The organism is Gilliamella sp. Occ4-3 (genome assembly GCF_001690675.1).
Taxonomy (GTDB): Bacteria; Pseudomonadota; Gammaproteobacteria; order Enterobacterales; family Orbaceae; genus Gilliamella; species Gilliamella bombi.
Window position 1 is genome coordinate 24,587 of record NZ_LZHR01000060.1, and the last position, 26,081, is coordinate 50,667.

The 26,081-nt window shown below is 34.5% G+C and carries 25 protein-coding genes, 1 other RNA gene and 1 riboswitch; of the genes, 13 read left to right on the forward strand and 13 right to left on the reverse strand.

Annotated features, from left to right (window positions below; all coding sequences use genetic code 11):
• Window positions 1-2,085 (reverse strand): carboxy terminal-processing peptidase, encoded by a 2,085-nt coding sequence (gene prc / locus A9G44_RS06805; protein WP_065609981.1) that lies wholly within the window; start codon window positions 2,083-2,085, stop codon window positions 1-3.
• Between the two features lie 9 nt (window positions 2,086-2,094).
• A complete protein-coding gene (gene proQ, locus A9G44_RS06810) occupies window positions 2,095-2,643 on the reverse strand; it encodes an RNA chaperone ProQ (RefSeq protein ID WP_065609982.1) in 549 nt (182 codons plus the stop codon).
• 478 nt (window positions 2,644-3,121) lie between these two features.
• On the opposite strand from proQ, the gene bamE reads away from it, so the two are divergent.
• Together bamE and rnpB are read left to right on the forward strand one after the other, a co-directional pair.
• Window positions 3,122-3,484, forward strand: a complete 363-nt coding sequence (bamE, locus tag A9G44_RS06815; RefSeq protein ID WP_065574431.1) for an outer membrane protein assembly factor BamE domain-containing protein — start codon at window positions 3,122-3,124, stop codon at window positions 3,482-3,484.
• A 162-nt stretch (window positions 3,485-3,646) separates the two neighbouring features.
• Window positions 3,647-4,029, forward strand: an RNA gene (gene rnpB / locus A9G44_RS06820) — RNase P RNA component class A.
• 1 nt (window position 4,030) lies between these two features.
• Here the strand turns inward: rnpB and A9G44_RS06825 are convergent.
• The 6 genes from A9G44_RS06825 to A9G44_RS06850 form a co-directional block, all read right to left on the reverse strand.
• Window positions 4,031-4,726 carry a DedA family protein gene (locus A9G44_RS06825; protein ID WP_034909688.1) on the reverse strand — a complete coding sequence of 232 codons (696 nt, stop codon included), beginning with the start codon at window positions 4,724-4,726 and terminating at the stop codon, window positions 4,031-4,033.
• A gap of 30 nt (window positions 4,727-4,756) precedes the next feature.
• On the reverse strand, window positions 4,757-6,214 hold the full coding sequence (gene tldD, locus A9G44_RS06830) for a metalloprotease TldD (protein WP_034909691.1): 1,458 nt from the start codon (window positions 6,212-6,214) through the stop codon (window positions 4,757-4,759).
• A 138-nt stretch (window positions 6,215-6,352) separates the two neighbouring features.
• Entirely contained in the window at window positions 6,353-7,828 is a 1,476-nt protein-coding gene (gene rng, locus A9G44_RS06835; protein WP_034909694.1) for a ribonuclease G, read from the reverse strand.
• Window positions 7,829-7,838: 10 nt separating this feature from the next.
• The gene (gene mreD / locus A9G44_RS06840) at window positions 7,839-8,324 is read right to left on the reverse strand and encodes a rod shape-determining protein MreD (RefSeq protein WP_034909696.1); all 486 of its coding nucleotides are present in this window, start codon (window positions 8,322-8,324) and stop codon (window positions 7,839-7,841) included.
• Window positions 8,311-9,153, reverse strand: coding sequence for a rod shape-determining protein MreC (gene mreC, locus A9G44_RS06845; RefSeq protein ID WP_051634110.1), 843 nt, complete (start codon window positions 9,151-9,153; stop codon window positions 8,311-8,313). The genes mreD and mreC overlap by 14 nt, the downstream gene beginning before the upstream one ends.
• Before the next feature lie 143 nt (window positions 9,154-9,296).
• Window positions 9,297-10,343 (reverse strand): rod shape-determining protein, encoded by a 1,047-nt coding sequence (locus A9G44_RS06850; protein ID WP_034909698.1) that lies wholly within the window; start codon window positions 10,341-10,343, stop codon window positions 9,297-9,299.
• A gap of 368 nt (window positions 10,344-10,711) precedes the next feature.
• On the opposite strand from A9G44_RS06850, the gene accB reads away from it, so the two are divergent.
• The 3 genes from accB to A9G44_RS06865 all read left to right on the forward strand — a co-directional run bounded on the left by accB (window position 10,712) and on the right by A9G44_RS06865 (window position 13,260).
• On the forward strand, window positions 10,712-11,167 hold the full coding sequence (gene accB, locus A9G44_RS06855) for an acetyl-CoA carboxylase biotin carboxyl carrier protein (RefSeq protein ID WP_034909700.1): 456 nt from the start codon (window positions 10,712-10,714) through the stop codon (window positions 11,165-11,167).
• Between the two features lie 39 nt (window positions 11,168-11,206).
• Window positions 11,207-12,553 carry an acetyl-CoA carboxylase biotin carboxylase subunit gene (gene accC, locus A9G44_RS06860; protein ID WP_034909703.1) on the forward strand — a complete coding sequence of 449 codons (1,347 nt, stop codon included), beginning with the start codon at window positions 11,207-11,209 and terminating at the stop codon, window positions 12,551-12,553.
• Between the two features lie 68 nt (window positions 12,554-12,621).
• On the forward strand, window positions 12,622-13,260 hold the full coding sequence (locus A9G44_RS06865) for a bifunctional 4-hydroxy-2-oxoglutarate aldolase/2-dehydro-3-deoxy-phosphogluconate aldolase (RefSeq protein ID WP_034909704.1): 639 nt from the start codon (window positions 12,622-12,624) through the stop codon (window positions 13,258-13,260).
• Between the two features lie 57 nt (window positions 13,261-13,317).
• Here A9G44_RS06865 and A9G44_RS06870 read toward each other — a convergent pair whose 3' ends face one another.
• Together A9G44_RS06870 and A9G44_RS06875 are read right to left on the reverse strand one after the other, a co-directional pair.
• The gene (locus tag A9G44_RS06870; RefSeq protein WP_065609984.1) at window positions 13,318-14,088 is read right to left on the reverse strand and encodes an ABC transporter permease; all 771 of its coding nucleotides are present in this window, start codon (window positions 14,086-14,088) and stop codon (window positions 13,318-13,320) included.
• Window positions 14,081-15,025 carry an ABC transporter ATP-binding protein gene (locus A9G44_RS06875; protein ID WP_034909707.1) on the reverse strand — a complete coding sequence of 315 codons (945 nt, stop codon included), beginning with the start codon at window positions 15,023-15,025 and terminating at the stop codon, window positions 14,081-14,083. Before A9G44_RS06875 ends, A9G44_RS06870 begins: the two co-directional genes overlap by 8 nt.
• A gap of 226 nt (window positions 15,026-15,251) precedes the next feature.
• On the opposite strand from A9G44_RS06875, the gene mog reads away from it, so the two are divergent.
• The 5 genes from mog (at window position 15,252) to cysS (ending at window position 20,368) form a co-directional block, all read left to right on the forward strand.
• Window positions 15,252-15,830 carry a molybdopterin adenylyltransferase gene (gene mog, locus A9G44_RS06880; RefSeq protein ID WP_034909709.1) on the forward strand — a complete coding sequence of 193 codons (579 nt, stop codon included), beginning with the start codon at window positions 15,252-15,254 and terminating at the stop codon, window positions 15,828-15,830.
• 162 nt (window positions 15,831-15,992) lie between these two features.
• Window positions 15,993-16,451 (forward strand): transcriptional regulator ArgR, encoded by a 459-nt coding sequence (gene argR / locus A9G44_RS06885; protein WP_065560627.1) that lies wholly within the window; start codon window positions 15,993-15,995, stop codon window positions 16,449-16,451.
• Window positions 16,452-16,559: 108 nt separating this feature from the next.
• Window positions 16,560-16,733: riboswitch (Lysine riboswitch) on the forward strand.
• 74 nt (window positions 16,734-16,807) lie between these two features.
• Window positions 16,808-18,172, forward strand: a complete 1,365-nt coding sequence (gene lysC, locus A9G44_RS06895) for a lysine-sensitive aspartokinase 3 (protein WP_065609987.1) — start codon at window positions 16,808-16,810, stop codon at window positions 18,170-18,172.
• A gap of 303 nt (window positions 18,173-18,475) precedes the next feature.
• Window positions 18,476-18,721, forward strand: a complete 246-nt coding sequence (locus tag A9G44_RS06900; protein WP_065560625.1) for a GlsB/YeaQ/YmgE family stress response membrane protein — start codon at window positions 18,476-18,478, stop codon at window positions 18,719-18,721.
• A 249-nt stretch (window positions 18,722-18,970) separates the two neighbouring features.
• Window positions 18,971-20,368, forward strand: a complete 1,398-nt coding sequence (gene cysS / locus A9G44_RS06905) for a cysteine--tRNA ligase (protein ID WP_065609989.1) — start codon at window positions 18,971-18,973, stop codon at window positions 20,366-20,368.
• Window positions 20,369-20,469: 101 nt separating this feature from the next.
• Here the strand turns inward: cysS and trmJ are convergent, their stop codons facing one another.
• Window positions 20,470-21,159: a tRNA (cytosine(32)/uridine(32)-2'-O)-methyltransferase TrmJ gene (trmJ, locus tag A9G44_RS06910; protein WP_051634114.1), complete on the reverse strand. Its 690-nt coding sequence runs from the start codon at window positions 21,157-21,159 to the stop codon at window positions 20,470-20,472.
• A 314-nt stretch (window positions 21,160-21,473) separates the two neighbouring features.
• Here trmJ and raiA point away from each other — a divergent pair, with 314 nt between their 5' ends.
• From raiA to mutY, 3 genes are all read left to right on the forward strand, one after another.
• The gene (raiA, locus tag A9G44_RS06915; protein WP_065609991.1) at window positions 21,474-21,806 is read left to right on the forward strand and encodes a ribosome-associated translation inhibitor RaiA; all 333 of its coding nucleotides are present in this window, start codon (window positions 21,474-21,476) and stop codon (window positions 21,804-21,806) included.
• A gap of 101 nt (window positions 21,807-21,907) precedes the next feature.
• Window positions 21,908-23,059 (forward strand): bifunctional chorismate mutase/prephenate dehydratase, encoded by a 1,152-nt coding sequence (gene pheA, locus A9G44_RS06920; protein ID WP_065609993.1) that lies wholly within the window; start codon window positions 21,908-21,910, stop codon window positions 23,057-23,059.
• 5 nt (window positions 23,060-23,064) lie between these two features.
• Complete coding sequence (mutY, locus tag A9G44_RS06925; protein ID WP_065589580.1) at window positions 23,065-24,105, forward strand: A/G-specific adenine glycosylase; 1,041 nt, start codon at window positions 23,065-23,067, stop codon at window positions 24,103-24,105.
• A 241-nt stretch (window positions 24,106-24,346) separates the two neighbouring features.
• Here the strand turns inward: mutY and A9G44_RS06930 are convergent, their stop codons facing one another.
• Together A9G44_RS06930 and A9G44_RS06935 are read right to left on the reverse strand one after the other, a co-directional pair.
• Complete coding sequence (locus tag A9G44_RS06930; protein ID WP_065609995.1) at window positions 24,347-25,531, reverse strand: FAD-dependent monooxygenase; 1,185 nt, start codon at window positions 25,529-25,531, stop codon at window positions 24,347-24,349.
• 15 nt (window positions 25,532-25,546) lie between these two features.
• Window positions 25,547-25,726 (reverse strand): Sec-independent protein translocase subunit TatA, encoded by a 180-nt coding sequence (locus A9G44_RS06935; protein WP_034909727.1) that lies wholly within the window; start codon window positions 25,724-25,726, stop codon window positions 25,547-25,549.
• Between the last annotated feature and the right edge of the window lie 355 nt (window positions 25,727-26,081).

Sequence of the window (26,081 nt, forward strand, 5' to 3'; positions counted from 1 at the left end):
TTATTTATTAGCTTTCTCGATTGGTAAATCAAACGTAATAACCTCTTTAATAGGGTTATTGCCTTTGATTTTGGGATACTTAGGTGCAAAATCAAGAAGTATCTCGATAGATTCATCTAAGTAAGCATCAGGTTTTTTATAATTTTTTGGTAAATCATCTAATTTAGTAATTGATGGTAAACCTACCTTATTTAAACGTGCATTAGTTCTTTTTAAATCACGTTCCTCATTATTTTTTTGTTCTGATTCTCGTTTTTTCTTATTAAGTGAAACAATGTATTGACGATCTTTTTTATCATTAAATCGTTTAATATCTTCATCAATATACATAAATTCAGGATTATGTGAAATTCTAGACAAATGTTGTGATTCTAAGTCAGGCAACAATGGCTTAATATTGGCAAGAGTCAAATAATCGGCGGACGGTATTTTATCCCACGGTAATGCGTTATCTAAAAAACGCTCTCCCGTTTCATCAACATACTTAACTTTATTCATTTCAATATCTGGCTCAACGCCTTTTAATTGTGTGCTACCACCATTGATACGATAAAACTTCTGAATAGTATATTGAGCTCCGCCAAGTTCAGGCCAACTTGGATGTAGTCTTGCATCAACTGGATAAGAGATGTTACGAGAAGTTTGGACGGTTCCCTTACCATAAGTGGTTTCACCAACTATTAATGCTCGCCCATAATCTTGCATAGCCGCAGAAAATATTTCGGATGCTGATGCACTATAACGATTAATCATAACAACAAGTGGCCCGGTGTATTCGATACCTTTATTCTTATCATTGTACGTGATAATTTTTTGTAAATTATCACGTACTTGAACAACTGGTCCAGTATCAATGAATAAGCCAGTTAAATTGATAACTTCGGTTAACGAACCACCGCCATTATCACGTAAATCAATAACTAAACCTTGCAAATTTTCTTTATTTGCTTTTGATAAGAGTCCTTCAACTTTTTCCGTTAATCCCATATAGAAACTTGGTATTTCAATAACGCCAACTTTACCACGTGGATTATCGATAATATTTAATTTCGCTTCTCTATCTTCAAAATGAATCTTATCACGAGTGAGCTCAATTACTTTTGCCTTACTATTATTACCAGCAGGTAAAATTTCCAATCTTACAACAGTACCTTTAGGTCCACGAATTTTATCGACAATATCATCCAAGCGCCACCCAATAACATCTTCAATTCCAGAATTACTTTGGCCTACTCCAATAATCCTATCCCCGATGGTAAGTAACTTACTCTTTTCAGCAGGTCCGCCTGTTACAAAAGACATAATCACAGTATAGTCATCTTGCTGGCTTAATGTTGCACCAATGCCTTCAAATGATAAACTCATTTCGGAATCAAAATCTCGTTTTTTACGTGGTGCCAAATAACTAGTGTGAGGATCAATTTCTCTGGCAAATGCATTCATAAATACTTGAAAGGCATCTTCATTATTTGATTGCATTATCGTTTTCAAAACGCGATTGTAACGTTTACTTAAAACTTTACGGATCTCTTTTTCATTTTTTCCTGATAAGGATAAACTCAATTCATCATATTTAACACGCTTATCCCAATAAACATTAAGTTCGTTTTCTGATGTCGGCCAAGCAATTTCTTCACGATTAAAATCAATTTCATCATTGGCAGAAAAATCCATAGGCCGTTGTAAAACTTCAAGAGCATATTGATAACGGTCATAACGTTTTTTCAAAAAAAGATTGTAAATATCATAAGCCGTCTTTAAATTACCATCGATTAATTCTTGACCTAAAGACTCTTGTCTATTTCGAAAACCATCAACATCACTTTGAATAAAAATGGATTTACTGCCATCCAATAATTTGAAATAGCGATCAAAAATCTGAGCTGAAAAAGCACCATCCAAGGAAAAATTACGATAATGTGATTGAGTAAAAAAATTCGTTACACGCTTAGCAACAACTTGGTGGATATCATCTTGCTTTAGAACTGGTATTTGTTCATTAGCTTGCGGTTTTGCCTGAACATTTTGGCTAAAAATACCAAAAATAAGGCTAAGTGTAATAATACCATTGAGTAATTTATTCATTCAAACTCTCTACCTATTGATAATATGTTCAGGTTTGACCGTTAACTCCATACCTGCACCAACCTTTACCTTAATATGCTCTTTTTCAATATTAATGACTTGTACTTTTATAGGTTTATTACCTACTATGACTTTAACAAAATCACCAATTTTTAAAGCCTTAGCTTTTTTAGGAAGCATCCGAGTAGCTTTACGTTTTTCTTTTTCACGTTCTTTAAAACGCTCTTTAGCTTTTTCTTTGCTCTCTTTCAACTGTTGTTGCGCATGATCTATCTGTTCTTGGCTAATAACCTCAGTAGGATTGCCATCTAAATCAACACGATTGGCTCCTTCTTTTATACTATATAAGTAACGCCAACTCATTGTGTATGAGCGCAGTGCGGCACGGAGTTTAGTTTTACTAAGTTCGTCATTACCATATAAACGAGAAATAATATCTTGAAAAATTCCAATCTTTAATGGCTTTGCCTCACCTTCAAGGGTAAAACAATTTGGGAACTGTTGAGCTAAATAAGCAATAATCTCTTTACTATTTGTTAATTGAAACTGTTTTTCCATTGGTTATTCCATAGCAACTAAATTTTACTAGCGTTAAAGTATATCGCAGCTTATATAATAACACTAACTATCTTTTTCGGTTTATTAATAAATTGTTATAAAATCTTTAATATCTGTATGTATTTGGCATAAAAGCCAAACAGCTTATTCATTAGTTGATAGTTAATTAAATGCTACCACTCAAAATCGATTAAAATAAATACTAAAACGAATTAAACTATCAAATTCTCTCTTGTATTGGGTAGGAAAGAATAACATAGATACTTATGGTTATAAACTAAGATAAATTAAAAAAAGGAAATAAAATTTAGTGAATGGTATAGAGAAGATGTAACTATCTCCTAAAAAAGTACAGCACTAAAGAATTAAATTTTTTAATTATACCTTCAGTTGCCCTATCTTGAACGTTATAAAACATATGCTATTATCAATTCACATTTCATATAAACTACAAATTAACACAATAGGCAACTATATCATGAAAAATATTAAGAAATTTCTGCTCATCCTTTGTTCTATACTTGCTTTATCAGCATGTACACAAAAAAATCTTGTTGAGCAAGGCACACCGCTTAATAACGCAAAAGTAAGCAAAATTGTTGAAGGGTCATCAACTGAAGCTCAGATTTTGTCCTTATTTGGTGAGCCAACAACAAAAACCACTATCAATAGCAACGAAACACAGTGGACATATCAATACACTAAAAAGAGCTCAACAAGTCATATGTTAATTGGCGAAACGCAATACAATATTATTGAAGGAAAGCTTGATATTATTATGTCTAAAGGGGTAGTAACATGGTTCAATTATAATGAAAACCAACGACAGAAAAAATGGTAATAAATTATCTTGTTTTATAGCACATCACCAAGATGTGCTAAGAATTTGTTATTTAAATCCTTTGGAATTACATTACTTTACTCATGTTTAAATTTCAGTCATCTATTTCCTAAAGAAAAGACATCTCTGGACAATATTGCGCTTTAGGTTATACTCATCAACGAAATTAACCAGACAATCGCTGCTTTGTTGTTTTTATAAAGAAACAAACAAAGGGGAGGAAAGTCCGGGCTCCATAGGGCAGAGTGCCAGGTAACGCCTGGGGGATTTTGGCGAGAGCGAAAATTCACGACTAGTGCAACAGAGAGTAAACCGCCGATGGCTTATTTTATAAGATCAGGTAAGGGTGAAAGGGTGTGGTAAGAGCACACCGCGCAACTGGTAACAGTTGTGGCACGGTAAACTCCACTCGGAGCAAGGTCAAATAGGGATTCATTGGCGTGGCCCGCGTTGAATCCGGGTAGACTGCTTGAGCTAATGCGTGAGTATTAGCCTAGAGGAATGATTGTCCACGACAGAACCCGGCTTATCGGTTAATTTCACCTTCTACTTCTTGTTATCGTTTAATCCAATTTTAGATTGCTTTTTATTGCTTAAAGAGCGCTTAACAGCAAGAAAAATTGAAAAAATTAACCCTAACACCAACAACAAAACAGGTATTAGCATTAATAAAGACATGATCTGCTTTTCATACTCTTTGAAAACTGGTGATAATCCAAATAGGTAACCTAATGTCACAATCAAGAAAATCCATAATGTAGCACTGATTATATTATAAATATGGAATTTTCGACTATGTAGTCCTGATAATCCAGCCATCATCGGTAATAATGTACGTACAAAAGCAATAAATCGCCCAATAAATAGCGCTTGTAATCCATACTTATGGAATAATACTTCAGATTTATGATGATATTTTTCAGGTATATGTGCCATCCAACCTTGGACAAGCTTAGTATTGCCAAGCCAAAGTCCTTGAGCATAACCTAACCAAGTACCTAAAGCAGCGCCAGCAATTAAAATAAAATTAATTAAACCAAAATGGAATACATTTTGGCTAATTAACACACCAGTTAAGAATAATAGACTGTCTCCAGGTAAAAAAGCCGCTGGTAAAACGCCATTTTCTAAAAGAATAATGACAAACAACATCCCATATAGTGTCCATAGCACATTAGGGTTTGAAAGCGTTGCAATGTCCAAATTAACAAACGCATGATAAAGTGTAATTATTGTTTCCATCTATTTTTAAATCCCATTGATGTATTATTATTAGTGGTTAATGGTACCACCAACGGTTAAATTATCCACTTTTAAAGTGGGTTGCCCAACCCCAACAGGTACGCTCTGCCCTGCTTTACCACAAACACCCACACCAGAATCTAATGCTAAATCATTACCTACCATAGATATTTGCTGCATAGTTTCTATACCTGAACCAATTAATGTTGCACCTTTAACTGGAGTTGTTATTTTTCCCTTTTCAATCAAGTAAGCTTCTGAAGTTGAAAACACAAACTTACCAGAGGTGATATCTACTTGTCCACCAGCAAAATTAGGTGCATAAAGACCATAATCGACGCTACTAATGATATCGTCAAAAGAAGAATTTCCTGCCAACATATAGGTATTGGTCATTCTTGGCATAGGTAAGTATGCATATCCTTCACGACGACCATTACCAGTTGAACATGTATTCATCAATTTTGCGTTGAGCTTATCAAACATATAACCTTTTAAAATACCATTTTCAATAAGCACTGTTTTTTGGCTTGGAGTACCTTCGTCATCAATAGATAGTGAGCCTCGACGGTTTTCAATTGTACCATCATCAACAATAGTGCAAACTTCTGAGGTGACTTGTTCACCAATTTTCCCAGAAAAAACTGAACTATTTTTACGATTGAAATCGCCTTCTAAGCCATGACCTACAGCCTCATGTAACAAAACTCCAGGCCAACCAGCACCTAAAACAACAGGCATTGTTCCTGCTGGCGCAGCTTTAGCAGAAAGAGAAACGAGTGCTTGACGCACGGCTTCTCGGGCATAGCTGTCAGCATAACTTTCTGATGTTTTTGGGTTGATTGTTAAAAAATATTCATACCCAAATCGACCACCGCCTCCACTACTTCCTCGCTCACGTCTACCCTCTTTTTCAACCAAAACTGAAACGGATAAACGCACCAAAGGACGGATGTCAGCTTTTAATGTACCATCAGTTGCGGCTATTAAAATATCTTCATAACTTCCAGTCAAACTAGCTGAAACTTCAATAACTCTAGGATCGATTGAACGTGCTAAGTGGTCAATTTGTTGCAACAATTCAATTTTCTGTTCTTTAGAAAAAGAATTGATCGGGTTGATTGACGAGTATATAGATACTGTTTGAGCAGATTTAAATGGCGTCACTTTGATAGGTGTTTGTATTTTAGTGATTGAATTTGCTGCGAATATACTTTGTTCTAACCGCGCTAATGAAAGCTGATCAGTATAAGCAAACCCTGTTTTTTCGCCAACAACGGCTCTAACACCAACTCCTTGGTCACGATGAAATGAGGCATTTTTTATAATACCATCTTCAAGTAACCAGTTTTCATAATAACCAGATAGAAAATACAAATCACCAAAATCAATTTTCCTTGAGCTCAACATATCAAGCAAATGCGAAAGATCTTGTTGGTTTAGATTATTTGGGTTGAGCAGTCGTTCACTCACTTGAGTTACTATCATAAATTCCTTAAATTCTAATTGTTAACAGAAGTTTTTTGATAATCGATTATAACTAGTTGATCATAATAATTATTTAACTTTCATCATTTTTATACTGAAACGTATAGTTACCTGAAACTTTTTTACAAGATATTGCTTCTACATTAATACAACATCATATTGTTCTTGAATATAAAGTGGTTCAACTTTTACTTCAACACGTTTACCCACAAACACCTCAACTTCAGCTAAAGCATGGGACTCATCATTAGTTAAAGCATTAGCCACCGCAGCCGAAGCATAGACCAAAAAGTATTCTGAATGATGCGCTTTATAAACACGAACTATATCACGTAATATTTCGTTGCAAACTGTTTCTACCGATTTGACCATACCACGACCTTTACATGCTGGACATTCTTCACACAGAATATGCCCTATACTTTCACGTGTTCGCTTACGGGTCATTTCGACTAAACCTAAACTCGAAAATAAATTAACAGTTGTTCTAGCTCTATCTTTAGATAAAGAATCATGGAGCGATTGTAACACCCGTTCACGATGCAAATCTTCTTGCATATCAATAAAATCAATAATAATAATGCCCCCCAAATTACGCAAACGTAATTGACGGGCAATCGCTATTGTTGCCTCAATATTAGTATTAAAAATCGTTTCTTCTAAATTTCGATGACCTACAAATGCACCAGTATTGATATCAATAGTAGTCATTGCTTCGGTTTGATCAATAATTAAATACCCACCAGACTTTAATTTAACTTTACGATCTAATGCCCTTTGAATCTCATTTTCGGTATCATAAAGATCGAAAATAGGAATATTACCACGATAAAGAGATAATTTATTGGTTACTTCAGGCATAAATTCTTTTGTAAATTCAACCAATAAATCATAAGTTAATTTTGAATCTACTAAAATTCGTTCAATTGGATCACCAACAAAATCGCGCAATACACGTTGGGATAATGCCAATTCCCCATAAACTAGATTCTTACTTACTGGGCGAGCCATGCGTTCTTGAATTTTAGTCCAAAGTCGTTTTAAAAAATTGGCATCTTGTTCTAACTCATGCGCACTTGCCCCTTCTGCGGCCGTTCTAACAATAAAACCAGCTTCTGTTGTCACATATTGCTCAACAATATTTTTTAACCTTTCACGTTCTTGTTCACTTTCTATGCGTTGTGATGTGGCTACATGCGCAGAATTTGATCCCGGCATTAATACCAAATAACGTGATGGCAAAGTAATATCAGTTGTAAGCCTAGCTCCTTTAGTTCCCAATGGATCTTTAACCACTTGTACCATTAAGTCTTGTCCTTGGCGAACAAGTTCGGAGATATCTTTTACTTGAAATTGTTCTTGCTCTGTATCTGATACGCACTCAGTATGAGGCATAATATCTGATGCATGCAAAAAGGCAGCTTTATCAAGACCAATATCTACAAAAGCGGCTTGCATGCCAGGCAAAATACGAATTATCTTACCTTTATAAATATTCCCAACAATACCGCGTCTAGACTCACGATCAACATGGATTTCTTGCAATACACCATCTTCGATATAAGCAACTCGAGTTTCAGATGGCGTTACATTCATTAATAATTCAACAGACATAGATTTCCTTTTAATTGATAGCAAAGCTTCGTCTTATTAGTCGTAAAAATAAATAGATACCAATCCATAATAGACTATCTATACAGCTTGATATAAAAATCAATGGCGATATTGTTATAGTATGATAAATACAGACTTGAAATAAAAATACCAGTAAATTATAACATATCGATATCCCAAAGATGATAAACGACTGTTGCCATAACGCTAAATTACGTATCAATTGGAATTTAAAAACAAATAAATAAGCAATAAATGAATAAATAAAGGCATGGATTCCTAAAATAGAACCAGTACATAGATCCATTATAGTTCCAAAAACAAAAGCAGTACCAATCCCAACTCGATGAGGAAGCGCTATCAACCAATAAGCAAAAATTAAGATCAGTATATGTGGTTTAAATATACTATATGATGGAGACCATGGAATGATTTGTAAACATAAGCCTATTAATAGCGTTATCCAAATAATTATTATTCGATTACGACCCCTCATGTTTTACTCCTTGATTTCCCCACAATAACAATAAATAACGTAAACGCTTCAAATCCGCTGTCGGCGTTGCTGAAATAATTGGGGTTGAATCTGTAATATCAAGTTTTACTGAACTAACTACGGCTACCGGATATCCTTCAGGAAAACGACCATCAAGCCCTGAAGTAACTAAAATATCACCGACTTTTATATCAACGTTATTAGGCATAAATTCTAATGTTAAATCATTACTACACCCGTTTCCCACAGCAACCATGCCAATATCGTTTCTTAATACTTGTACTGGTATCGCATGTTGATAATCGCACAATAAAATTGCACGACTAGTTGATTGAGCTGTTTCATAAATTTGCCCTACAATCCCTTTTTCATCAACGACAGGTTGCCCAACATAAACACCATCTTGTTTACCTTTATTTACAACAAATTGATAAACATAAGGATCAGTGTCTATAAGCAATACTTGTGCTGCCATCTTCTGTTCATCATGCCTTAAAGGAGAACCTAACAATTCACGAAGTCTATCATTTTCATGTTTTAAATGCTCAAGTAACAATAAATCGTTTTTGTGTTGTAATAAGTCTGCATGCAAATTTGCATTTTCATTTATTAATGTTTCTCGTGTTTTGGACATCTCGTAAAGAGAATCAAACGACGACTTTGGTGCATTGGAAACATAATATAGAGGAGAAATAAGGGTATCTAAATAATAACGAATTTCTTTAAATGGACGATAATTGATATCTAATACAATTAGAACCAAGGCTAACGCCAGAGAAGTAAATAATTGTACACTAAGAGGGGAGCGTTTAGAAAAAAGTAATTTCATTGCCGGTACTTACCTGTTTAAAGCTCAAGATCTAATTATTTCAAAATATGACTCCGCCGACACGATTGTCGGCGGGGAAAATATGATATGCATGCTTACTTATTGTTTTATCAAAATAAAACTAATCAACAATAACTTATTAATTACTCTTCACTAAATAGATCACCACCATGCATATCAACCATATCTAACGCCTTGCCGCCACCTCTGGCAACGCACGTTAATGGATCTTCAGCCACTACTACATGAATACCTGTTTCAGCCGATAATAACTTATCAATATTACGTAATAGAGCACCACCACCGGTTAAAACCATACCATGTTCTGAAATATCAGAAGCAAGCTCAGGAGGGCACTGCTCTAATGCAACTTTTACCGCACTAACAATACCGCTTAATGGCTCTTGTAATGCTTCTAAAATTTCATTAGAGTTTAAGGTAAAGCTACGCGGCACACCTTCAGCAAGATTTCGTCCACGCACTTCAATTTCGAGAACTTCATCACCAGGATAAGCACTACCAATAAAATGTTTGATTTTTTCGGCTGTTGCCTCGCCAATTAAAGCGCCATAATTGCGACGAACGTAGTTAATAATCGCTTCATCAAATCGGTCACCACCAATACGAGCTGATGCAGAATAAACAACACCATTTAGTGAAATGACAGCTACTTCGGTAGTTCCACCACCAATATCAACAACCATTGAACCAGTAGGCGCAGATACAGGTAAATCAGCACCTATAGCAGCTGCCATTGGCTCTTCAATTAAATACACTTCACGAGCACCTGCACCTAAGGCTGACTCTCGGATAGCTCGACGTTCAACTTGTGTAGCACCTACAGGAACACAAACAAGTACGCGAGGACTTGGTCTTAAAAAACTATGGCTATGAACTTGACGGATAAAGTGCTGTAACATTTTTTCAGTAACAGAAAAATCAGCAATAACGCCATCTTTCATCGGTCTAATGGCTGCTATATTACCTGGTGTTCGCCCTAACATTAGTTTCGCAGCATGCCCAACAGCAGCAACACTTTTTGGAGTACCTGTGCGATGATCTTGGCGAATCGCTACAACAGAAGGTTCGTTTAATACTATACCTTGCCCTTTTACATAAATAAGTGTATTTGCTGTACCTAAATCGATTGATAAATCATTTGAAAACAAGCCACGAACTTTTTTGAACATAATAAAAACTCTTCCTAGAATTAATCTTGTTTAAGTATATTTCAGTATTAAAAACCACCATGGAATCAAAAAATAAATATTTCAAATTTATCAAGGCTAAATGGAGTATTATTTAATCCTTTCAAACCATAGCAAATCTCAATAGTAATTAACGGTCGATATTGTATCGCAATTATAAAATAATACCTAGAAAATAGTATAACAAGTGATTGTAAAGGAGATATATAATGACAAAATCTGTTTTACAGTGTATTCTTCCGCGTTAATGTTGAGTTACAACTTTATTACCGACTAAAAAACAGCTTTAGTCGATAATAAGGATGCATTTAAATAATTGTTACTTATATCAAATAAACACGGTGTAATTCATGGATATACGCAAAATTAAAAAGTTAATTGAATTAGTTGAAGAGTCAGGTATTTCAGAGCTTGAAATTTCTGAAGGTGAGGAATCAGTTCGAATTAGTCGAGCAGCTCCTACTACAAACTATTCTGCGCCAGTACAAAATATTCAAATTCCTCAACCAGCTCCTGTTGTAGTTGCTCCAACCGTTCAAACAGAAGTTGTAACTGATAATGTGGTAACTGATGGTACAACAATTAAATCCCCAATGGTTGGAACTTTTTATCGTACACCTAGCCCAGAATCAAAAGCTTTTGTTGAAATTGGCCAAACAGTAAATGTTGGCGATGTGCTTTGCATCGTTGAAGCGATGAAAATGATGAACCAAATTGAATCAGAAAAAGCTGGTACAATAAAAGCCATATTGGTTGAAAATGGTCAACCAGTTGAATTTGATCAGCCACTATTCATTATTGAATAATCTGAATTTATTATTGACAATACGATTAAGAGATTGAATATGCTTGATAAAATTCTTATTGCGAATCGTGGAGAAATAGCTCTACGTATCTTACGAGCATGTAAAGAACTTGGAATAAAAACTGTCGCCGTTCACTCTACGGCAGATAAAGACTTAAAACATGTATTACTTGCAGATGAAACCGTCTGTATTGGCTCAGCAGCTTCGGTAAAAAGTTACCTTAATGTTCCCGCATTAATTTCAGCTGCGGAAGTAACCGGATCAGCGGCTATTCATCCAGGTTATGGTTTCTTATCTGAAAATGCAGATTTTGCTGAGCAAGTTGAACGATCTGGATTTATTTTTGTTGGTCCTAAACCTGATACTATTCGCCTTATGGGAGATAAAGTATCAGCAATTCACGCCATGAAAAAAGCAGGGGTTCCTTGTGTACCTGGTTCAGATGGCCCTCTAAGTAGTGATATTGAAATTAATAAACAAATTGCCAAGCAAATCGGCTATCCTGTTATTATTAAAGCTTCTGGTGGCGGTGGCGGACGAGGCATGCGTATTGTTCGTGAAGAAAATGATCTTGAACAATCTATCAAAATGACCAAGTTAGAGGCCAAAACTGCTTTCAACAATGATATGGTTTACATGGAAAAATTCCTTGAAAATCCACGTCATATTGAAATCCAAGTACTTTCTGATGGTCAAGGAAATGCAGTTTATTTAGGTGAACGAGACTGCTCAATGCAAAGACGACATCAGAAAGTTGTTGAAGAAGCTCCTGCTGTTGGTATTACACCTAAAATGCGTAAATTCATCGGTGAGCGTTGCGTTAATGCATGTATCGAGATTGGCTACCGAGGAGCTGGCACATTCGAATTTTTATTTGAAAATGGCGAATTTTATTTCATTGAAATGAATACCCGTATTCAAGTAGAACATCCTGTTACTGAAATGATAACCGGAGTTGATCTAATTAGGGAACAAATTTTAATTGCAGCCGGCAAACCACTTTCAATTAAACAAAGTGATATTGAAATTAAAGGTCATGCGATTGAATGTAGAATTAATGCTGAAGATCCTAAATCTTTTATGCCATCACCAGGAAAAATCACTCGCTTCCATGCACCAGGTGGCTTCGGCATTCGTTGGGAATCGCATATTTATGCTGGTTATAGTGTCCCACCTTACTATGACTCAATGATTGGTAAATTAATTGCTTATGGTGAAACACGTGAAGTCGCCATAGCACGTATGAAAAATGCGTTAGCCGAACTGGTTATTGATGGGATCAAAACCAATATTGATCTTCATATTGATATTATGAACGATAAAGGTTTCCAAAAAGGCGGCACAAATATTCATTATTTAGAAAAGAAATTAGGTATTTATGAATAACAAAATAATCCCTATTTATTAGGGATTATTGCTTTATTTAAGTATCAATAAGGTATGGGTAGATACAAATGAAACAATGGAAACGAAGTGCTGAAGAAATTTTAACTATGGGACCAGTGGTTCCAGTTATCGTTATTGAACGAATTGAGGATGCTGTACCACTAGCTAGAGCTCTCATTGCTGGCGGGGTGAAGGTACTGGAAGTAACGTTAAGAACAGCTTGTGCGATTGAAGCAATTAAGAAAATCATCAAAGAAGTTCCTGAAGCAATTGTAGGAGCAGGAACAGTAACTAGTGTTGAACAACTAAAACAGGTTACTGAAGCTGGTGTAGAGTTTGTTATTACACCAGGAATTACCGATGCTATTTTAGAAGCGGCAGTTGCAGGCCCTATCCCTGTTATTCCTGGTATTGCAACTATTTCTGAATTATTAAAAGCCCAAGAATATGGTTTAACGGCATTAAAATTCTTCCCAGCTGAAATCAATGGCGGAGTTGCAGCATTAAAGGCATTTTCTGGACCTTGCGGATACATGAAGTTTTGCCCTACAGGCGGTGTGAATCCTAAAAACTACCGTGATTATTTGGCACTTAATAATGTACTATGTGTTGGTGGAACTTGGTTTATTCCAACGGATGCCATAGCAAAAGGTGATTTTTCTAAAATCACTGAAATGGCTAAGGAAGCTGTTGCTGGTGCACAGTAGCTAATATTATTCCGCCGATACAATAATCGGCGGTTAATTACTGTTTCCTAACTTTAATTAACTTCTCAATCCTAGCCCTCTATCAATCAGTCGCCATGCAATTACATAAAGTACAGTCACAAATAAAATTAGCATTGAAAAAGTGATCCATAACGGCACGTCTGACACGCCCAAAAATCCATAACGAAAACCGTTAATCATATAAACGATGGGATTAATTTTCGATACCCATTGCCAAAAAGTTGGTAACACAGTAATTGAGTAAAAAACACCACCAAGATAAGTTAATGGTGTTAACACAAATGTTGGAATAATACTTATATCATCAAACGTTTTGGCAAATACTGCATTGAGTAGACCTGCTAATGAAAATAAAATCGAGGTCAATAGCAATGTAAAAATAACAAACAACCAAGAATGTACATCAAAGCGAACAAAAAATAGCGATACGATAGTAACCAAAACACCCGTTAAAATACCGCGCATCACACCTCCACCGACATATCCTAGAATAAGAATATTTGTTGGTACTGGTGCCACCAATATTTCTTCAATATTACGTTGAAATTTAGCACTAAAAAAGGATGAACAAACATTCGTATAGGAATTAGTAATTACTGACATCATTATTAAGCCTGGCACAATAAATTCCATATAGCTAAAACCACCCATGTCACCAACACGAGAGCCAATTAAATTACCAAAGATAATAAAATAAAGCGACATGGTAATAACAGGTGGAATTAAGGTCTGGATCCAAATTCTTAAAAATCGGGTTACTTCTTTACGCCAAATACTTTTTAAGGCAATCCAATATAAATTATTCATTAATGCCACCTTTTTGTTTAGTATCACTATGCAACAGCTCAACAAATAACTCTTCTAATCGATTCGCTTTATTTCGTACGCTGATTACTTTAATATTTTGTTTATTTAATTGTTCAAATAATTGATTTAATCCATTTTGTTTATCTACTTTCACTTCCAACATACCAGGCTCAACATCGGAATAATTATAGCCATTTAACTCAATCTGCTTAGGCGTCGCCACATAATCAATAACAATTGTTTCAGATTGGCTTTTCGACAATAGCTCACGCATTGATGAGTTTGCTATCAATTTGCCGCTCTGAATAATACCAATATTTCTACAGAGCATTTCTGCCTCTTCTAAATAATGTGTGGTTAAAATAATTGTGATACCTTGACGATTGATTTCACGTAAAAAATCCCACATAGAACGGCGTAATTCAATATCAACGCCTGCTGTCGGCTCATCAAGAATTAATAATTTAGGTTCATGCACGAGAGCTCTGGCTATCATTAATCGCCTTTTCATTCCACCTGATAGCATATTAGCTCGACTATGGCGTTTATCCCACAAATCTAAAACTCGCAAATATTTTTCGGCTCGCTCTAATGCAATTTTTCGGGGCAATCCATAATAACCACCTTGATTAGTGACTATTTGTAACACTTCTTCAAATTGATTAAAATTGAATTCTTGCGGTACAATTCCTAATTGTCTTTTGGCATTTACAATATCGGTATCTAAGTCGTAGCCAAAGATTTTTACTTGCCCACAAGTTTTAGTCACTAATGAACTAATAATACCTATAGTTGTTGATTTACCAGCACCATTTGGTCCTAGCAAAGCATAAAAATCACCAGCTTGTACAGTTAAATCGATACCTTTTAATGCTTCTATACCATTTTTATAAATTTTTTTGAGTGAGATTAACTCAAGTGCAGGAATTGATGGCATGAATATATCCTAAGTGAATCAATTGTTATTTTAATAATATGATATCATGTTTAATGAATCGACAATATAATCAATCATTGTAAAAACCTTTTTAGTTTAATTTTATTTATATCAATATAAATAAAATTATAATTTCTAAAATAGAACACATATTATTAATTAAATACTAATAACGTATCTTTAATTATCAATCTGCGTCTAAGTTATTGCTTAAGGAATAAGTATCATGTTTAAGATTGGATTAGTTTCAGTATCAGATAGAGCATCAAGTGGTATTTACCAAGATGAGGGCATACCATCATTAATATCATGGTTACAAACAGCACTGAAAACACCATTTACAACCGAAAACCATATTATTCCAGATGAGCAAGTTGTTATTGAAAAAACATTATGCGAACTTGTTGATAATCAACATTGCCATTTAATTTTAACTACTGGTGGTACAGGCCCTGCGACTAGAGACGTAACCCCAGATGCAACATTAGCAATCGCTGATCGTGTAATGCCTGGTTACGGCGAACAGATGCGTCAGATCAGTTTACATTTTGTACCAACTGCTATTTTATCTAGGCAAGTTGGTGTTATTCGCAAAAAATGTCTAATCATCAACCTACCTGGAAGGCCAAAATCAATTAAAGAAACACTTGAGGGTGTTAAAGATGATCAAGGTAATGTTATTGTGAGTGGCATATTTGCTAGTATCCCTTATTGTATACAACTACTAGAAGGACCTTATATTGAAACCTATGACCAAATAGTGAAATCTTATAGACCGAAGGATGCTATTAAATCAACACTTTAATTTTATGCTATTTTACGCATAATTATATATATAATAATTGCTACTGATACATTAAAATTGGTAGTAGTTATTTTGGTTTAAATATCAATTAGACTTTATTATGAGTCTTATAACAACATTTATTAGTAGTAAAGAGTAACAAATTAGAAGCCAAGGAACATTATGAAACAAGCTAATCTCACAAAAACATTTAAAGAGATGCTTCGTCAAGAGAAGTTTAGTTCACAAGTAGAAATCGTACAAGCGTTACAAGAACAAGGATTTGATAACATTAATCAATCAAAAGTTTCACGTATGCTAACCAAATTTGGTGCGGTAAGAACCAGAAATGCAAAATCCGAAATGGTCTATTGTTTACCTGCAGAAATAAGCGTACCAACAACTAGTAGCCCATTAAAAAATTTAGTGATTGATATTGATTTCAATAGTTCAATGGTGGTGATACGTACTAGCCCAGGCGCAGCTCAACTCATTGCTCGATTACTAGACTCAATTGGTAAATCGGAAGGTATTTTAGGTTCAATTGCTGGTGATGATACAATCTTTAGTACACCAACTAAAGAATGTACAGTAAAAAAATTATATCAGACCATTATTGAATTGTTTGAACGAGAGCTATAAATCTTTCAATTTCACTTTATTACAACCAAATAATTTTTAACTTTTAACCTATTGACACAATTAATAAAATCGTTAATCCTATATAGTGCTGATTTCGTAACAGAAGTTGCAAAACGAAGAGGCGCATTACTCAGGTAAGTCATTTTAGGGACTGGAACCACTAATAAATGATCGAGGGGACGTAATGCCGAGGTTTGATTACCCATCCAGAAGTAATTAAATCGACTGCAAGGGCTGAATCCCTTGGGTTGTCACCTTAACAGGTGGAGCGCTTCATGGTTTGTACTTTTTAATTGTAAATAGAACATGCCCGCTCTAACTCTGTTAAAAATAAAAATTTTTAATATGAGGAATCCATGGAAACATCATTTGTAATAGCTAAATTTGGTGGTACTAGTGTTGCCGATTATCCAGCAATGGTTAATAGTGCCAATATTGTAATAGCTAACCCTAACGTAAAGGTTGTTGTATTATCAGCCTCCGCTGGTGTAACAAATTTGTTAGTTGCATTAGCAGAAGGACGTGACGCAGAAGTAAGATCTCAACATATTGCGAAAATTCAATCGATTCAATACAACATTCTAGAACAATTACCTGAAAATCCCAAACTACGCGCAGAAATAGACCAAATCATTGCCAATATAGCCTCATTGTCAGAAGCGGCAAGCTTAGCAACATCACCTGCGTTAACCGATGAGCTTGTTAGTCACGGTGAAATTATGTCTTCAAAACTGTTTGTCGAAATACTAAAAGAAAAACAGAAAAAAGCCATGTGGTTTGACGTACGAAAAGTTATGCGCACCAACGATAACTTTGGTAAAGCAACACCTAAAATTGAAGATATTAAACAGCTTTGTTGTGCCCATTTAAAGTCATTAGACAATAGTTGTGTCATTGTGACACAAGGATTTATTGGTAGTGAAAGTTCTGGAAAAACCACTACTTTGGGACGAGGTGGAAGTGACTATACAGCAGCTTTATTAGGTGAAGCATTGGGTGCAACTCAAATTGATATTTGGACTGATGTTGCTGGAATTTATACTAACGATCCTCGCATTACTCCAGCAGCTAAACGCATTGATGAAATATCTTTTGCGGAGGCGGCCGAAATGGCAACGTTTGGAGCAAAAGTACTACACCCAGCAACGCTAGTCCCAGCTGTACGTAGCAATATACCAGTCTTTGTTGGTTCAAGTAAAGCACCACAAGATGGAGGAACTATTGTTTATAGTACTAATAGCATCACATCTAAATTACCTGTCTTCAGAGCATTAGCGTTACGTCGTAAACAAACCTTACTAACTTTAACCAGTTTAAATATGCTACATGCACAAGGCTTTCTTGCAAATGTGTTTACGATATTAGCCAAATATAACATTTCGGTTGATTTAGTAACTACATCAGAAGTAAGTATTGCACTAACCATCGACACTACTGGTACAAACACCAACGGAAACAGTTTATTAACGAAAGAATTATTTGATGAATTATCAAATGTTTGTCATGTCGATATAGAAGAAGATTTAGCACTCATTGCTATTATTGGTAATAACCTAACCTCAACCAGAGGTATTGCAAAAGAAGTGTTTGGTGTATTAGATGAATTTATTATTAGGCTTTGCTGTTATGGGGCAAGTACACACAATCTTTGCTTATTAGCAAAAAGCAATGATGCCGAATCAATTATCAAAATTCTACATAAAACAATTTTCGAACAATAATATATTAAGGGAGATTAAACCTCCCTTTTAATTACGTTTAGTTATCTTCCTATATTCATCAAGTATATGTCCATAGTTAGAAACATGGTCAAATACTTTAATTTTAATTAAAAAATCATAAGATAACAAATTACCAACAGCATTTACCTACCAAATCCTTATTCATTGATTATTAAAAATTTACTGTTATTTATTATTTTTAATCAATTGATTAAAACTATTACATTGAGCATCAACATCTGTTAGATTTTTTAATTTATTTGAGTAAACTAAAATTAATTTCAATAAAAGAAGGAAATTATCATGGGTATTATAAGTTGGGTTATTCTAGGATTAATTGCCGGCTGGATTGCAAAGTTTTTTATGCCACTAGGACGTGTAGGGGTTTTTAAAACTATTTTATTAGGCATAGCAGGAGCCTTAGTGGGTGGGTATATTAGCACCTTCTTTGGTTGGGGTAGTGTAACTGGATTTAATTTCCCTAGTTTGTTAATTTCAGTACTTGGGTCGATTATACTCATTTATATCTATCGCCATTTAAAACAATAAGTTATTTTAATTTAAATTGGCGGGTAAACCGCCAATTTAAATTAGATTAAGGTTTATATTTATAGTACATCATATTTCTCATCGTCAGTCTTAAAAACATCTATACGAACTCAACAAATTTAATTCAGTTATATTGGTATATACATTTTCTCAATTTTGCTTGCAAAGTTCTCAATAAGTAATTTCGTCATATCCAGAATTTTGTTATATTATCTAGCAAAATCCATCAATTTTACCCTGTAAATTATAATGTTAAAAATATTCAATACATTAACACGCGAAAAAGAAATATTTCAACCAATTACCCCTAATAAAGTTGGACTCTATGTTTGTGGAGTGACAATTTACGATCTTTGTCATATTGGTCACGGACGTACTTTCGTTGCTTTCGATGTTGTCGCACGTTATTTACGTTTTTTAGGTTACGATTTAACTTATGTTCGTAATATTACTGATGTTGATGACAAAATCATTAGACGTGCGTTCGAAAATGGTGAAACCTGTGATCAACTTACAGATAGAATGCTACAAGAAATGTATACCGATTTTGATGCACTAAATATTCGTCGGCCTGATATAGAGCCTCGTGCAACTCATCATATGCCACAAATTATTAAATTAGTTGAAGAGCTTCTCGAAAAAAAACATGCATATATTGCCAATAATGGTGATGTCATGTTTTCGGTAGACAGCGATCCGAATTACGGTATTTTATCTCGCCAAAATTTAGAACAATTACAAGCTGGTGCTCGAGTTGAAGTTGTTGATGTTAAACAAAATCCAATGGATTTTGTATTATGGAAAATGTCAAAACCTAACGAACCAAGTTGGGATTCACCATGGGGTAAAGGTCGCCCTGGTTGGCACATTGAATGTTCAGCAATGAACAGCTATCAATTAGGCAATCACTTTGATATTCACGGTGGCGGTTCAGATTTAATGTTTCCACATCATGAAAACGAAATTGCCCAATCAACTTGTGCGCATAACGGTCAATATGTAAATTACTGGATGCACTCAGGTATGGTGATGGTCGACCAAGAAAAAATGTCAAAATCACTCAATAATTTTTTCACTATTCGCGATGTATTAAAGCATTATGATGCTGAAACAGTACGTTATTTTTTACTATCTGGTCATTATCGTAGTCAGTTAAATTATAGTGAAGATAATTTAAAACAAGCAAGAATGGCACTTGAGCGACTATATACAGCCTTGCGAGATACTGATGCGAATCATCCACATACGACACCTGATAGTAATTATTATCGCCAGTTTTGTAACGCAATGGATGATGACTTTAATACACCAGAAGCTTATTCAACGCTTTTTGATCTGGCTCGTGAAATAAACAAAGCCAAAGCCGATAATAATATGCAACTCGCTAATGAATTAGCAGCTGAGTTACGTTATTTATCAGCAGTTCTTGGATTATTAGAGCAAGATCCTGTTAAATTTTTACAAGGTGATAAGCAAGATGATGTTGATGTGGCATTAGTTGAAGCATTAATAAAACAACGTAACGAAGCAAGAGCAAGCAAAAATTGGTCTCAGGCCGATGAAGCTCGTGACAAACTAAATGCAATGAATATTGTTCTTGAAGATAGTGCAAATGGCACAACATGGCGCAAAAAAGCTAAAAGCTAACATACTTAGAATTGATATTTTGATTAATAGATAAGATACTACATTAAACAGTATCAACCTTAAAATAGCACCCACAAATCTGTGGGTGTTTCTATTTGTCATCAATGTAAAATTTTATTAATCGAAGTTAAAATGCCACGCAAAATATTTAGTTCCTGTTGTTCAATACGTGCACGTGTAAATAATCGACGCAAACGCCCCATAATTTGTCCTGGATGATTGGCATTAATAAAGCCTGTCTGTAATAAAGTTTGTTCTAAATGCTGGTAAAAGCGCTCTATATCAGCATCTATAGGAAACTCAGTTTCAGCCATATTCTCATTTTCCTTTTCAGATTGCTGATCTTCAAGATTGAGCATTGACATGCGAATTTCATAACACAAAACCTGTACCGACATAGCAAGATTTAAAGAACTATAACTAGGGTTAGCTGGAATTCCAACATGATAATGGCACTTTTGCAATTCTTCATTAGTTAAACCAACACGCTCACGCCCAAATACCAAAGCGACTTGAGTATGGAGATTTGAGGCTTCTTGAATAATCTTATCGCCACACTTTTTGGGAGTTAAATATGGCCACTGTAAACTACGAGAACGCGCACTAGTACCAATCACTAAAGTACAATCAGCAATGGCTTGTTCAAGTGAAGAAAAGATTTGTGCATTTTTTATAATATCACTGGCACCTGCAGCTAACGAAATCGATTGAGAATCAGGCTTTATGATCGGATTAACTAAACAAAGGTTAGTTAATCCCATGGTTTTCATTGCTCTCGCAGCAGAGCCCATATTGCCTGTATGAGATGTTTCAACCAAAACAATCTTCACATTATCTAAATAATTCACATTGTCCCCATTATTAAATAATTACTATAACACAGGATAAACTAAATAATTATTAATACAGTATATATTAAAACCATGGTAAAATCAGTTTCATCTGGTCCACATGTTATGCAATATTTAGTCAATGAAATCTATTTTAAAATTAAACTAATAAAAATCAGGCAAAAACAAAAATCTTATTAACGAGACTAAAATAATTTGCCAATATAGTAACAACATTAAAATTAACTTTGTTGATAAAAAAGAGGAGGTCAATTATGACTTTAAGTATTACCAGTAGACAAATGGATGTTACCCCTGCTATTCGTAGCTATCTAGAAGATAAATTTTCGAAGTTAGATAAATGGAGAGCACTGTTAATCAACCCTCATTTTATTTTATCTAAAGAACCAGATGGATTTATTGTTGACGCAACAATTGCCACCAAAGGAACCTCATTAGTTGCTTCTGCCAAACATATTGATATGTATGCTGCAATAAATGATCTTATTGATAAGCTTGAAAAACAACTTAATAAACTACAACACAAAAATGAATCTCGGCGTGCAGTTAACAGCATAAAAGACACAGTATTAGAAGAAGAAATTTAATCTGTCAATTTTATTGATTGAATAAAAAGGCACTTTGATGGTGCCTTTATTTTTTTGCTTGTTATAATACAAACTATCTTTTTTTAAATAACTTATAAAAAATGGCTACAAATCCTTTATTATCTTTGCGAGATAAAATTAATAAATTAGATAAAACATTGTTAGAGCTTATTGCCCTGAGGCGCCAACTTTCAACACAAGTAATTCATACGAAAATTGAAGCAAACATTCCTGTGCGCGACATTGATCGTGAACGTTCACTTATCAGAGCCTTAATCAATGAAGGCAAAGACTATCATCTTGATGATATTTTCATTAAACGCTTATATCAATTAATTATTGAAGATTCTGTACTATTACAACAAAAAATCTTGCAAGAAAAGCTTAATCTCAGCACAATCACCACAGCCAAAGTTGCCTTTTTAGGCCCCAAAGGATCTTATTCGCATTCTGCTGCCCGCCGTTATGCTAGCGCTCACTTAGATGAAATGATTGAATTAAGCTGTTCAACCTTTAAAGAGATTTTTGAACAAGTCGAAAATGGTGCTGTAGATTATGGAATCTTACCAATAGAAAATTCAAGTTCCGGCTCAATTAATGAAGTTTATGATTTATTGCAAAAAACTAACCTGCATATTATTGGTGAGCTCTCTTTACCTATTGATCATTGTATTCTTGCTATACAAAATTCCCAGCTAGAGCAAATCGATACTATTTATAGCCATCCACAACCATTCCAGCAATGTAGTAACTTCTTAGAGAACTATCCTCATTGGAAAATCATATACTGCGATAGTACTTCATCAGCAATGGAAACTGTAGCTAAATTGAATCAACCTAATGTTGCAGCTATGGGTAATAAAGATGGTGGTGAATTATATGGGCTACAAGTCCTTGAACATAATTTTGCCAATCAAAAAGAAAACATTACTCGTTTTATTGTGTTAGCTCGTCAGCCAATAGAAGTATCTGATCAAATCCCTGCTAAAACCACAATTCTCATGAAAACAGGTCAGCAAGCAGGTGCTTTAGTTGATGCGCTATCGGTATTACGTAACCATAACATTGTTATGACTAAACTTGAATCACGCCCAATTCATGGTACGCCTTGGGAAGAGATGTTTTATATCGATTTGCAAGGTAACATTCATTCTTATGAAATGCAAACAGCTCTCAAAGAATTGGCATCAATGACTTTATATACTAAGGTACTAGGTTGCTATCCTAGTGATTCTATTGTTGCTGCAATGTAATGGCTATGACAATACAATACTTTCCGCAAGCTGTTCTGACGTGGTATGAACAATATGGCAGAAAATCGCTACCATGGCAGGTCGAAAAAAGCTCTTATCATGTTTGGTTGTCTGAAGTGATGCTACAGCAAACCCAAGTTGCAACGGTTATTCCTTACTTTAATCGTTTTATTGAGCACTTCCCACAAATAACAGATTTAGCAAAAGCGCCAATTGATGATGTATTGCATCTTTGGACAGGACTTGGTTATTATGCAAGAGCACGTAATTTACATAAAGCAGCACAATTAATTGTGGATAAATTTAATGGCATGTTCCCTACAAAGTTCGATGATGTCGTCGCACTTCCAGGCATAGGACGCTCAACAGCTGGTGCAATTTTATCTCTTGCACAAAATCAACATTATCCAATTTTAGATGGCAACGTAAAACGTGTTTTAACCCGATATTTTGCTGTTGAAGGTTGGCCTGGTATTAAAACTGTCGAAAATAAACTTTGGCAATTAAGTGAACAAGTCACACCAAAACATAAGGTAGCAAAATTTAATCAAGCTATGATGGATATTGGGGCTATGGTTTGCACACGCACTAAACCTAAATGCTCCTTATGCCCATTGCAAACCCATTGTCTAGCATATAAAACCGAAAGCTGGCAACTCTATCCTACAAAAAAAACTAAAAATGCCATTCCCCAAAAGACAGCCTATTTTTTAATGCTAGAATATGATCATACAATTTGGCTTGAAAAAAGGCCTCCGTCTGGTATTTGGGGAGGATTATATTGTTTTCCTCAATTTTCAAGTAAACAAGCAATAACTGACTGGTTAAAAAAACAAGGTATCGAAACAACAGCACCAAAGCAACTTGTTGCATTTCGCCACACATTTAGTCATTTTCACTTAGATATTTTTCCTATTTATTGTGTCATTACCAAGTATACAAAATGTTTTAATGAACATAGTGGCTATTGGTATAAACTAAAATCTAACAACGCAAAAATAGGTCTTGCTACCCCTGTTTATAACTTATTAAAACAAACAGTTTAATCACGATTTATTATCAATATTGGTGCACTTTTTAGTGCATCATTATTATTCTTGTTTAACTATAATTTGCTAAGCGCATTAGATCATGCGGCTTTAGTTCAGTTTACTTATTTTATGGTTGGATTGTTATTTCTGGAATAGATTCTTAATCTATTAAGTATCATAATTGATTTTTATACTGAAACACATACTTACCTGAAAGTTTTTGACAGACACAATAATAACTAGATATAAGTTTAAATTAAATATGCATAGCATATTTAATCAGTTGCTTTTTTAATAGCTGACTATTATCAATAACATTCATACCAATTGTTCTTAACGTCTTTTTCAACAAATTATCACCATTAAACATATCTTGAATAGTTTGCATGGCCGTGAGCATAACTAACGCATCTTTGCGACGATTAAACTCAAATGATTTTAAATTTTTTACAAGCCCAATATCTTTATTAGTTTCGATTAATTGTTTAATGGTTGAAACTAATAAAGCAGAATCTTGAAAACCTAAATTTACCCCTTGTCCTGCTAAAGGGTGAATAGTATGAGCAGCATCGCCAATAAGTACTAACCGATGCTTAATAAATTGTTTAGCAAATCGCGCTTTTAATGGGAATACCATTCTAGGGTTAATTAACTGGCATTTACCAACTTTATCACCAGTCAACCGAAATAATTCGTTCGAAAATTCTGATTCAGAAAGTGAAGTTAAAGTAGACGCATTATCTGGTTTTGTCGACCAAACTAAACAACTTTTATTTACATTCCAAAGAGGAAGAAAAGCAATAATTCCATTGGGATAAAACACTTGTCTAGCACAGGATTGATGAGGATATTCAGTTTGAACAGTTGTAATCACAGCATGATGAAGATAATCACGCTCAAGAACAGAAATATTTTCACTCCTACGCACCCAAGAATGAGCACCATCAGCCCCTATCATTAATTTAGCTTGTAAAACAGCTTTATTTGCAAGTGTCAAAAAGACAAAATCATCATTAAATGTACAATCAACTGCTTCATGGCTATAAATTTTAATATTCGAACAGTTTAATGCAAACTGGTAAAGATAATGAGAAATGACATTATTTTCAATTATGTATCCAAGATTAGAATAACCGTAATCTTTGGCTTGGGCAGACAAATGAGCTTGACCATTTTTTTCCCATACACCTATCTCAGTAAATTCCTGTACACGCTTGCTATTGCATAAATCATCCCATATACCAATTTTTGAAAAGTAGCGCTGGCTAGCGCCATTAATAGCAGAAGCTCTAATACTTATTTCAGCATGAGGCAAGAATTCATGCTGACAAAGTTTAGTATCTATAATCGCAATGCTTAAATCACATTGGCTAAGTGCACAAGCAGTGGCTAAACCAACTAATCCACCACCAACAATTACTACGTCAAATTGTAAATTCATACTAAATAAATGCAACTATTTATTATCATCTAACTTATTATCACTTTTTGATTCAACTTCGTCATCATTCATCGCTTTTTTAAAGCCTTTCAACGCTAAACCAAGATCCGAACCTAAATTACGTAACTTCTTAGTGCCAAATAATAAAATCACCACGGCAAGAAACACTAAAAGATGTGGAATGCTAAAAGACATAATCAAATCCTCTCAATAAATACAACGCTCTGTTAGGATAAGCTTTAAAACAGATTCTATAGGAAACTGATTATACTCTTTTTGTGAAGGGATTTCATGAATAGTTCAAAAATAAAAAAAGACCTGTATAAAACTATACAGGCCAACATGAAATATAAGGAATATAAGGAAAGAAAACAATGAAAAATCCTTACCCTGCTTATTATCCATTTTTTTTCGCTTTCGTCAACGTTTTTATTTATTTTTTCAATTTAAATTATTTCTACATAAAAAATATAAATCAAATAAAATCATAATAATATAAAAAAGCCACCATTAAGATACCTTTGATAAATATCAAATAAACAATAAAAAA